Origin of the sequence: Halovivax sp., assembly GCA_007119345.1 — an archaeon.
In the GTDB taxonomy this organism is placed as follows: domain Archaea; phylum Halobacteriota; class Halobacteria; order Halobacteriales; family Natrialbaceae; genus Halovivax.
Genome location: SKPV01000035.1, coordinates 1 through 4244, shown reverse-complemented (window position 1 = coordinate 4244; position 4244 = coordinate 1). Strand labels below are relative to the sequence as shown.

4 protein-coding genes are annotated in these 4244 nt (G+C 67.5%); 3 read left to right on the top strand and 1 reads right to left on the bottom strand.

Annotation, left to right across the window (positions count from 1 at the left end):
• The 3 genes from QZT59_RS03120 to QZT59_RS03110 all read left to right on the top strand — a co-directional run.
• On the top strand, positions 1–879 hold an 879-nt coding region (locus QZT59_RS03120; protein ID WP_290811206.1), incomplete at its 5' end, for an aldehyde ferredoxin oxidoreductase C-terminal domain-containing protein.
• 185 nt (positions 880–1064) lie between these two features.
• Positions 1065–1895: a 3-methyl-2-oxobutanoate hydroxymethyltransferase gene (gene panB / locus QZT59_RS03115; protein WP_290811203.1), complete on the top strand. Its 831-nt coding sequence runs from the start codon at positions 1065–1067 to the stop codon at positions 1893–1895.
• A gap of 93 nt (positions 1896–1988) precedes the next feature.
• On the top strand, positions 1989–2690 hold the full coding sequence (locus QZT59_RS03110) for a hypothetical protein (RefSeq protein ID WP_290811200.1): 702 nt from the start codon (positions 1989–1991) through the stop codon (positions 2688–2690).
• A gap of 137 nt (positions 2691–2827) precedes the next feature.
• Here the strand turns inward: QZT59_RS03110 and QZT59_RS03105 are convergent, their stop codons facing one another.
• Positions 2828–4060: a thiolase family protein gene (locus QZT59_RS03105; RefSeq protein WP_290811197.1), complete on the bottom strand. Its 1233-nt coding sequence runs from the start codon at positions 4058–4060 to the stop codon at positions 2828–2830.
• Positions 4061–4244: the final 184 nt, after the last annotated feature.

Below are 4244 nucleotides of genomic sequence, written 5' to 3'. Positions count from 1 at the left end.
TCGATGAACGACGACCGCGACTCGATCGCGGTGATGATCGACCGCTGTAACGACCACGGCATCGACACCATCGAGACGGGCAACATGCTCGCGATGGCGATGGAGATGACCGAGGAGGGGAAGCTGGACGACGGGCTCGACTGGGGCGACCAGGAGACGATGATCGAGATGATCACCCGGATCGCGAACCGGGAGGGCGAGCTCGGGGACCTGCTGGCGGAGGGCGCCGACCGCGTCGCCGAGCGGATGGGGGCCCACGACAACTCGCTGGCCGTCAAGGGCCAGACCATTCCCGCGTACGACCCGCGCTGCATGAAGGGAATGGGCATCGGCTACGCCACCTCGAACCGGGGTGCCTGTCACCTGCGGGGCTACACGCCCGCCGCGGAGATCCTCGGCATCCCCGAGAAGGTCGACCCCTACGAGTGGGAGGGTAAAGGCGAGCTCACCGCAGCGTTCCAGGATCTCCACGCGATCAGCGATTCGTTCGACATCTGCAAGTTCAACGCCTTCGCCGAGGGGATCGAAGAGTACGTCCTCCAGTTCAACGGCATGACCGGCCTCGACGTCTCCGAAGAGGAGCTTCTGGAGGCCGGCGAGCGGATCTACAACCTCGAACGCTACTACAACAACCTCGCCGGCTTCGACGGCACCGACGACTCGCTGCCGGACAGATTCCTCGAAGACGGCATCCGCGGCCAGGGCGCCAGCGAGGGTGAGTACTGCGAGCTCGAGGAGATGAAGGCCGAGTACTACGAGCACCGCGGCTGGGTCGACGGCGTGGTCCCAGACGAGAAGCTCGACGAACTCGAAATCGAGATCGGGCCCGGCACCGGCGTCAGCGGCGAGGGTGGCGCCGCGGCACCGAGCGACGACTGAGCCCCGGGACTCACTCCGGTCGACGACCCCCTTCTCCGATCGACGACCGTCGCCTCCCTGGTCGACCACCCTTTTCCGACCGCCGGTCTGCTCACCCATCCCGGTCGCTGTGACGACTCCATCGCGCGACACACCGGTCACTGCGAGTCGGCAAAACTACGGTTCGCTGCGTTCTTGGCGCCCGCATGAGCCGCACGACGATCCGGACGCTGTACGACAAATACGAGCGGGGCGAGCCGCTGACGATGCTCACCGCCTACGACGCACCGATCGCCCGGCAGGTCGACGCGGGCGGCGTCGATCTCATCCTCGTCGGCGACTCGGCCGGCCACAACCACATGGGATACGACGACACCCTCCCGGTGACGATGGAGGATCTGCTCGCGAGAACCGCGAGCGTCGTCCGGGCCACGGAGGAGGCGATGATTGTCGGCGATCTACCCTTCCTCTCCTACGGCACCGACCTCGCGAGCTCCGTCGAGAACGCCGGTCGCTTCCTCAAGGAGGCGGGTGCCGACGCGGTCAAACTGGAGACGGCACCCGGCGGCGACACGACGATCGAGATCGTCGACCGCTGTACCGAACTCGGGATCCCCATCCAGGGCCACATCGGACTCACCCCTCAGCGGATGAACGAACTCGGCGGCCCGGTCATCCAGGGACGAGAGGGCGCCGAGTCGTCGTTCGGCGACGAACTGGTCGACACCGCCCAGCGTCTGGAGGCGGCGGGCATCTTCTCGCTGGTCCTCGAAGGGGTGACCGAACCCGTCGCCAAGCGAATCTCGGAGGCGGTGGACGTGCCGACGATCGGTATCGGCGCCGGCAGGTACGTCGACGGGCAGGTGCTGGTGACGAACGATGTCCTCGGACTCGGCGCGGAAGGGTACAAGCTCTCGAAGCAGTACGCCGACCTCGACTCGATCGTCCGCGGCGCCGTCGAAGAGTACGTCGAGGAGGTCGAAACCGGGGCGTTCCCGACCGCCGAGAACACGTACGAGCCGATCGACGAGGAGTGAGTCGCTCGGGACTCGTTCCGGGGCGGTAGTACAGCGATCCGACAGAACTCGAGTTCTGGGAACCTTCTTGAAACCGCCGACCAACGACACCCTATGGTCGGTACGACCATCGAGTTGCACTTTGGGAACGCGGCGGCGGAGCGTCGGTTCACCGACTCGTACCTCCCCGATGCCTGGGAGCGCTACGAGAACGCAGAGTACTGGGATCGCGGCTGGTTCTGGGCGTACGGACAGGTCGCCGAGTACGACGTCGGCGTCGACGGCGGCCTCGTCCGCCTCGTCTTCGACGGCGACCCCGACGGCCTGCTCGACGCCGAGGCCGATCAGTGGGAAGCGTTCGAAGGACTCGAATCGTGGGAGTGTACGCGGTACGACGAGATCGAAGACGGTGAATCCTACGAGAGTCTCCTGGCTCAGCAACGCGACGCGAAAGGCCCCGTCGGCGGCGAGTACGAGTATCGGTACAAACCCCTCACGTCCCGACTGGCACTCGACTACCGGTGCGAGTTCGACGAGTCGTTAGCGGCCGCTCCGGAGCCGACCGAGCAGAATCCACTCGGGCTGGGTTTCTGGTCGTTGCTCCACTCGCTGTTCGTCCAGTGTGGGTACGACTGGTACGAGGAGAACGACGCCTGCCTGTGGGCGATGGAGAGTCGGGTGAAGTCGATCGCGGCCTACCACGGGGCCGAGGCCGCCCGCGAGGAGTACGAGCGGCTTCGGACGACCTGGACGGAGTTCGAAGACGAGCTGGACGACTGGCTCGACGACACTGAAGCGGGAACGACGTCGGTCTGAACGAGCGAGTCCGGGAGAACGGACGCGTTCGCTTGCGGCCTAATCGACGACGGTTTCCCTCGGCAGCGGGAGCCGACAGTGGTCAGATCGGCGGCGGCCGCAGTCGGTGACAGTTCGACACGTCGGCGTCCGCCGGGTTACATCCGCTCCCAGAGCGACATGATCGCGCCGCCGCCACCCTGGCTCATCCCGACGAGCCCGCGCTCGACCCCGTCCTCTCGACGCATCTGGTGGGCGAGCGACGCCGCCAGCATCCCGCCGGAGGCGCCGATCGGGTGGCCGTATGCGACCGCGCCCCCCAGCGGGTTCATCCGCTCGCGGTCGATCCCCAGTCGCTGCATGACGTACACCGACTGGGCGGCGAACGCCTCGTTGATCCAGCAGGCGTCGAGTTCGTCGGCGTCGAGGCCGGTCGTCGCGAGCAGTTCCTCGACCACGTCGCCGACGGCCTCGTTGAACTCGTCGGGCTCGCGGTAGACGAGCTCGTAGTCGACCAGTCGCATCGTCGGCTCGAGGTCGGCGTCGGCCGCCGCCTCGGCATCGGCGAGCAGGACGGCACCTGCGCCGTCGGCCAGCTTCGAGGCGTTCGCGGGCGTGATCGACCCGTCGCGGCGGAACGCGGGCGAGAGTCCGGCGAGATCGTCCATCGTCGACTCCGGACGCGGCCCCTCGTCGCGGTCGACGGTTCCCGAACCGGTCTTGACGGGGACGATCTCGTCGTCGTACTCCCCCGCCTCGATCGCCTCGTGGGCCCACCGGTGGCTCTCGAGGGCGTAGGCGTCCTGGGCCTCCCGGGAGAGGTCGTAGCGAACGTCGGTGTCGCCGTCGCCGCCGTCACTCGAATCGGCTCGCCCCTCGCCGTACCGGTCGATCAGCCGCTCGGTGATCTCGCCCATGTGGATATCCAGGTTGACGTCCCAGAGCGAGTCGAAGATCATCGAATCCTTCAGCGTGACGTCGCCGTGACGTCGTCCCTTCCGGTACTCCGGAAGGACCCAGGGTGCGTTCGTCATCGACTCGAAGCCGCCGGCGACGGCGAACTCGGCCCGGCCCGCGACGATCCGGTCGGCGGCGAGCGCGATCGCGCGCACCCCCGAGCCGGAGGCCTCGTTGATCGTCGTCACGGGCGTCTCGTCGGGCAGGTCCGACTCGACGACCACCTGGCGGGCCGGCACCTGGCCGGTTCCCGCCTGGATCGCGTTGCCGAGTGAGACCCAGTCGATCCGATCGCCCTCGATCTCGACCCGTTCGAGCAGGCCGTCGACGGCGGTCCGGCCGAGTTCGACCGCCGAGACGTCCGCGAGCGAGCCGAGCAGTTCGCCGTGCGGCGTCCGAACACCCTCCACGAGGACGACGTCGCTGTCCGTCATGGGGGACGGTTCGACCGTCCGGTAGTCAAGTATTGCCAATTCGGTTCGCGGTCGAATCCGTCGTCCCGGATCTCACCGGCGCGATCGGCCGTCGCGGATCGGGTCGGATCGACGGGTGCGAGTGTGACCCGGCGCCCGCGTCGTCGGTCGAAACCCGGCCGGCCGTCGACCGGATCCGTCAGTC